Source organism: Bacteroidota bacterium (assembly GCA_016722375.1).
Taxonomy (GTDB): Bacteria; Bacteroidota; Bacteroidia; order Chitinophagales; family LD1; genus Bog-950.
This window is the reverse complement of the sequence record JADKJG010000007.1, coordinates 283,898-289,982: the sequence shown is the minus strand read 5'-3', so window position 1 is coordinate 289,982 and position 6,085 is coordinate 283,898. Positions and strand designations below refer to the sequence as shown.

At 44.2% G+C, this 6,085-nt stretch carries 5 protein-coding genes and 1 pseudogene; all 6 read right to left on the bottom strand.

Translation table 11 applies throughout. The features are described 5' to 3' along the window. Positions 1 to 245: 245 nt before the first annotated feature. Positions 246 to 1,229, bottom strand: a complete 984-nt coding sequence (locus IPP77_12215) for a hypothetical protein (GenBank protein ID MBL0310400.1) — start codon at positions 1,227 to 1,229, stop codon at positions 246 to 248. Between the two features lie 120 nt (positions 1,230 to 1,349). After that, positions 1,350 to 1,805 (bottom strand): hypothetical protein, encoded by a 456-nt coding sequence (locus IPP77_12210; GenBank protein ID MBL0310399.1) that lies wholly within the window; start codon positions 1,803 to 1,805, stop codon positions 1,350 to 1,352. 264 nt (positions 1,806 to 2,069) lie between these two features. Then, positions 2,070 to 4,095, bottom strand: a pseudogene (locus IPP77_12205) (tungsten formylmethanofuran dehydrogenase). Positions 4,096 to 4,163: 68 nt separating this feature from the next. Then, entirely contained in the window at positions 4,164 to 4,775 is a 612-nt protein-coding gene (locus IPP77_12200) for a fumarylacetoacetate hydrolase family protein (GenBank protein ID MBL0310398.1), read from the bottom strand. 69 nt (positions 4,776 to 4,844) lie between these two features. Beyond that, a complete protein-coding gene (locus IPP77_12195; GenBank protein ID MBL0310397.1) occupies positions 4,845 to 5,408 on the bottom strand; it encodes an aminoacyl-tRNA hydrolase in 564 nt (187 codons plus the stop codon). A 14-nt stretch (positions 5,409 to 5,422) separates the two neighbouring features. Next, the gene (locus tag IPP77_12190; protein ID MBL0310396.1) at positions 5,423 to 6,082 is read right to left on the bottom strand and encodes a 50S ribosomal protein L25; all 660 of its coding nucleotides are present in this window, start codon (positions 6,080 to 6,082) and stop codon (positions 5,423 to 5,425) included. Positions 6,083 to 6,085 lie beyond the last annotated feature (3 nt).

Here is a 6,085-nt window from a genome sequence, read left to right as displayed (position 1 = left end):
GGCCTGCCAACCTGTTCATCTTTATAAAAATTCGTTCATTGATTATTATTTTATTGGCATCGTACTAATTTTTAATTTTTTAAGCTTAGACCTGGAGACTCAAATTTAGCTGAACCAATTATAAATCCAATTTAACCCCAAACTGATGAAGCGCTGGACTAAACTTGTGGGACAAAACTTCACCTTTTTATTGACCGAAAAGAAAGAAGCCTTGCGTTGATGGGGTTGCAGCGGAGAATAATCGCTTATTTCTTTTTCTTTCGAGTTGGCTTTTCTTTTTTAATCTGAGCTTTCTTTAGTTCATCAAGGATGGACATGGTTACTGTTCTCTTCCCCTTCGTCTTTAAGAAATAGATATAGGTCAGAATCAGATTGGGTTTGTGAACAGATGCTCTCATGTTTTGATGGAGTGCACCCAGTAAAAAATTATCCTGCTGTGGCTCAGTGAAGTTATATATCTGTTGTTTGTTTGCCGAAACAGCCACCCCATAATCAATTCCCAGAGTCAGGTTATGATAAGCTAAACGGTAGGTGAATCCGGAAGAGAAATATAAATAGTGCCAGGTAGGCGAGCCTGCTGAGGGAGCGTTAACTACGGAATTGTTGGGCAAATAATCAGTACGATTACTAAAGTCTGTCCGAAAGCCCAACAAGAGAGTCCACTTGGGTTGAACTTTTACTTCTGCCCCAAGCCCTATATTCAAAACATGATTGGCAGAAGTCTGAATCTGCATAAATCCATGAATGGTATCATTGCCATAAAATGCTGTGGGTCGTATTGCTGTCCGGTCTTGGCCCTGAAGTATGGTTCGATTCTTGTATCCGAGGAAATATTCAAACGAAGCAGACAGGGCGAATTTTGGATAAATTAATTTTAATCCTGCCGTAGCCGATAGGGGAATTTTATAATGACTCTGTAGTCCCCTCTGAAGATCAGAGATGATAAATTCGGGATATTTCTGTGCCGGTATGTTAGTGTCCACTGGATTTTTATTCAAGTTGTATGCCTCAAATGATTTGTCTAACTTACCCTCACCCCAAATTTTGATTCCAGGTAACGTGACCGCTAGACCCAATTGCCAATGTTTGAAATGACCTGCTGCGCCTATTTTAAATACTTGTGTCACTTGGTTTAGGCTCATAGCATTGTATTGATTCACTGTTGCAACATACGGAACCGCGTTTTTAGTGACTTCAGCATTCAAGTTTTCGACAGAGCGAACTTGCATACTTGTGAAAGATCCGAAAGCGGACAATCCGGCAGACCAATTTTTATTGAATTGATAAGCCAATCCAATCCCTGACCATTGTTCTACCGAACTATTACTGAATTCCCCACGGGCTTTGTACTATTCTAGTCCCGGCGCTCCTTTGATGACATCATACAAATTTTCATTTTCCTGATTCAAACGAATATTTATGCGGCTGCGGGTCAGTGTACCCAAAACCAATTTGAGCTTGGGTGCTTTTTTTATGTTGATGCTTGTGGCAATCAACTGAGGAAGAATATTGACTCGAAACCCGGTCAAATTCAAATCGTTTCCGGCACCGTTTTTCAACTTCATGGATTCAAACCCAAAGGCAAACGTGCTGGCCGTCACTTGAACGCTATCAATAAACCCTAATGCACCGGGGTTATAAAAAAGACCGCTGTGATCATTCGCTCCAACGACCGCTGTGCCTCCGGTGAGCGTGGCGGGGCCTCCGTATTGCTGGCTCCAATAATGATCCTGCCCATAGCTCGCGGTTGATAAACAAATAAATAGAAAGCTACACAGAAAAATCTGATAACAGTACACCCTCATCTGCTCTTAATTAATCCTATCACCATGAACTATTTTCTAAAATTACACATTTTCATCTTGAATTATCGCCTTCTACTAAATAAGAAGAAGCAAAATAGGCCAAATCTAAATTAGAATTGTTGGGAAAGGGGACAAACTGGGTGGCTTTCTAAGTAAGATGGCATTGCCAGCTAAAAAGTAAAGGATATTCGGTTTTCCTAACCGCTAGAGTCTCACTACCCGGAATTAGTTTCGGTGGAGGAGACTCCAGTGAAAAAAAGTTGGCTATCCCTTCAATAACTTGTCCATCACTGCCGCCACTTTATCTGCATTTGGCAGCATGGTCTTTTCTAGATTTTCATTGAGTGGGACCGCAGGCGTATTGATGGCCCCGATGACCTGAACCGGTGCATCAAGATAGCCGAAGCAGTGATTCGAGATTCTTCCGGCCAAAGCTTCGGCAAATGAATGAGTGACGGTCTCTTCGGTTAAGACAATCGCCTTTCCATGTGTTTCTACAGCAGCGAAAATCGCTTCTTCATCGAGTGGGTTCAGCGTGCGCAAATCGAGTACTTCAATTTGTTGGTCAAACTTCTTCGCGGCATTCATCGCCCAGTGAACTCCCATGCCATAAGTTATCACCACCAGAGATTCACCGTTATTAATATTCTTCTCAGAAGCGGCCAATGCTTGCCGAGCTTTGCCAAAAGGAATGATATAATTTTCATCCGGCTCTACAGTTTTGGCCTGTTCGGTTCCTTTCACCTTGCTCCAGTATAAACCCTTATGCTCAAAAATCACCACTGGGTTGGGATCATAGAAACCTGCTTTAAGCAAGCCTTTCATATCAGCGGCATTGGAGGGGATAGGCTACTTTGACTCCCTTAATCTGCAATACAAAACTTTCGACGCAGGAAGAATGATAGGGGCCGCCGCTGCCATAGGCACCAATGGGAATGCGCACGAGGGCCTGAACCGGATATTTTCCATTGGTGAGATAACAAGAGCGCGACACCTCTGTAAATAACTGGTTTACACCAGAAAAAATATAGTCCGCAAACTGAACCTCGACTATGGGCTTGCAGCCGGCTGCACTCATGCCTACTGTAGAACCAATTATATATGCTTCCATGATGGGCGTATTAAACACGCGCCCATCGCCATATTTTTTAGCTAGCAAAGCTGCTTCACGGAATACACCGCCTAATTCACCACCAACATCCTGACCATAAAGCAGCGCTTCGGGATGCTTTTGCAGAATTTCATCCACTGCATGTAGAGCAGAGTCAACCATCACTACCACGCTTCCATTTTTGGGACTGCGATTTCCTTTTTCTACCGTTACCAGTGTAGGGGCGAATATGTGTGTTGTCAAATCTTCTTCGTCCGGATTAGGTTCTAGCAAAGCACGTTCAAAGTCTTTTTGTACCAACGACTTAGCCTTAGCTTCTATGTCATTCAGTTTGGATTCCGTTACATTGACTTCATAAAGCAAATGTTTCTTAAGATGGTTGAAAGGGTCGCGCTTTTGGTCGCTGTCCAGATTTTCTTTTGGACGATACCATTCCTTTCTCACACCTGAAGTGTGGTGGTTAAGCAGCGGTACCTTCGCGTGAACCAGATAGGGTTCCCGATTATTGCGTACATAGGTCACTACCCTACTCATAGCATCCAGACATTCGGTGAAATCGGTGCCGTTAATCGTTTCCACCTTTAACCCTTTAAAACCTTGGGCATATTCTGATGCATTCTGTGCGCGGATCTCAGAAGAGTGAGCCGAAATATCCCACTCATTATCCTGCACAAGGTAAATAATGGGATATTGATGCAGCACCGCCATTTGCAAGGCCTCGCTCACCTCGCCTTCAGTTATAGCGCCGTCACCCAGAGAACAAATAACTACCGGATTTTCTCCTTTGGGGAAACTGGCTAACAGTTGTTCTTCCTTATACTGAAGTCCCTGTGCAGTACCGGTCGCTGGAATAACCTGCATACCGGTAGCAGAGGACTGGTGCGGAATTTTAGGCAGGTCTTCGCGCGTGGAGGAGGGATGGCAATAATAACTTCGTCCGCCTGAGAAGTAATCAGTCTTTTTGGCCATCAGTTGTAACATCAGGTCAAAAGGAGTGAACCCAATACCCAGCAATATGGAATCATCCCGGTAATAAGGATAGACGAAATCCTGGGGTAGTAACTGAAACGCGGCTGCCAGTTGGATAGCTTCATGCCCTCGTGAGGTAGCGTGGACATATTTAGAGGTGATGTCTTTACGCTCCTCATAAAGTTCCGTCATAGCTTTGGCGGTACACATGAGCCGGTATGCGTTTAAAAGAGTTTCCTTGGTTGCTTTCAAAATTTTGGCCTTGACAGGCAAAGAAACTATTTCACTTCAAAATCAAAAACCTTTTCCATTTCCAGAAAGCCTTCGAGGCGATCGCTGGGTTTCACGGCGCCTACGCCTACCGGTGTGCCTGTATAGAGTAAATCGCCTACTTGCAGTGTGAAAAATTGAGAGATGTAGGCAATGATTTTTTCAGGAGAGAACATCATTTGGTTTGAATTGCCCCGCTGGACTTCTTTGCCATTCAACTTCATCGAAAACTGAAAGTTGCTGGACTTGCCCAGTTCTGCGAGTTTGAAAAATTTACCCACCACAGCAGAATTGTCAAATGATTTGGAGATTTCCCAGGGCAGTTTCTTTTCCTTTTGAATGGACTGAAGGTCGCGCGCTGTGAAATCAATACCGGTCGTGACCTCGTCATAATATTTTGATGCGAATTTTTCATCAATATATTTCCCCTGCTTACAGATTTTGAACACCAGTTCGGTTTCATAATGAATGTCCTTACTCCATTCGGGATGAAAGAAAGGCTTATTGTCTTTCAATAAAGCCGTTTGCGGCTTCATAAACACAACCGGATCGTCGGGAATGACCGCGTTCATTTCTTTGGTGTGTTCAGAATAGTTTCTGCCGATGCAAATAATCTTCATGAGAATGGTTTGATGGTTAACGGTTCACCGTTTACGGTAAGAAAACTTCGAACTGTCAACTGTGAACTGTTAACTCTTATTGTACTTTGTCATAGCTCTCTCTAGGCCTTCAAATAAAAAGCTATTAATAGCGTCGCAGGACACTTTGATTCTTTCTGGCAGAAGTTTTTGTTCTTCTCCACTCCAAGGGCTCAATACATAATTCACCTGATGTCCTTTTGAAAATTCGCTGCCGATGCCGAAGCGCAGGCGCGGATAATTGTTGTTGCCGAGTGCAGCGTCAATGTCTTTCAGTCCGTTGTGCCCACCGTCGCTGCCTTTGGCGCGCAAACGCACCTGACCAAAGGGAATAGCGAGATCGTCGAGAACCACAAGCAAATTTTGTTGTGGAATTTTAAATTCATTCATCCAATATCGAACAGCCTTGCCACTCAGGTTCATGAAAGTGGTGGGCTTGATGAGATAAATATTCTTACCGCGACTGCGATACTCAGCAAAAAAAGCAAGGCGCTCCATTTGAAACGGAGCGCCTTGTGTATTGGCAAATTGATCGAGAATTTTGAAGCCGATGTTGTGCCTTGTGTTTTCGTATTCGTTGCCTATGTTGCCAAGGCCGGCAATCAGAAAACCCACAGTTTGCTATCGGTTTACTTTTTCTTATCGTCTGCCTTAGAGTCGGTTTTTGCTTCAGCTTTGGCATCCGCTGACGGTGCTGCACCCGCTGCCGGAGTAGCTGCTGCCGCCGTCGGAACTTCCTCTTTCACGGCCCGTGGGATTAATACAGAAGCAAAAGGATTTTTCCCGCTGTGCAAAATGGCCACTCCCGGAATACTGATGTCCTGGATTCTTTTAATGTCGCCAAGTTTCATGTCGGTGATATCTACTTCGATTACATTCGGAAGGTCTTTAGGCAAAGCCATGATATTCAGTTTTCTGAACGCCTGCTCCAACTTTCCACCGTCTATGATTCCCTTCGGAGTTCCCTGAAGTCGAAGCGGAATAGCCACTTTCACTTTCACATTATCCATCAACTCCTGAAAGTCGAGGTGAAGAATGCCATCCTTGATGGGGTCAAACTGCGAGTCTTTCAGAATCGCTTTGTATGATTTGCCATCTAACTGAATCTCGGCCAGACGAAAGTCGGGCGTGTAAATCAGTTTGCGGAATGCCGTTGCCGGAGCTTGAAAATTGATGGTTTCTTTGCCACCGTAAAGATTGCAAGGAACGTTACCTGCCTTGCGCAGTGCACGCGTAGCCTTTTTACCTAATTCGGTTCTTGGCGTGCCGTTGATTACTACTGTTTCCATTGT

Bases quoted from the DNA above. Each gene is read 5' to 3' on its own strand.
- IPP77_12190 (MBL0310396.1), bottom strand. From the start codon at position 6,082: ATGGAAACAGTAGTAATCAACGGCACGCCAAGAACCGAATTAGGTAAA.
- IPP77_12215 (MBL0310400.1), bottom strand. From the start codon at position 1,229: ATGCAAGTTCGCTCTGTCGAAAACTTGAATGCTGAAGTCACTAAAAAC.
- IPP77_12200 (MBL0310398.1), bottom strand. From the start codon at position 4,775: ATGAAGATTATTTGCATCGGCAGAAACTATTCTGAACACACCAAAGAA.
- IPP77_12210 (MBL0310399.1), bottom strand. From the start codon at position 1,805: ATGAGGGTGTACTGTTATCAGATTTTTCTGTGTAGCTTTCTATTTATT.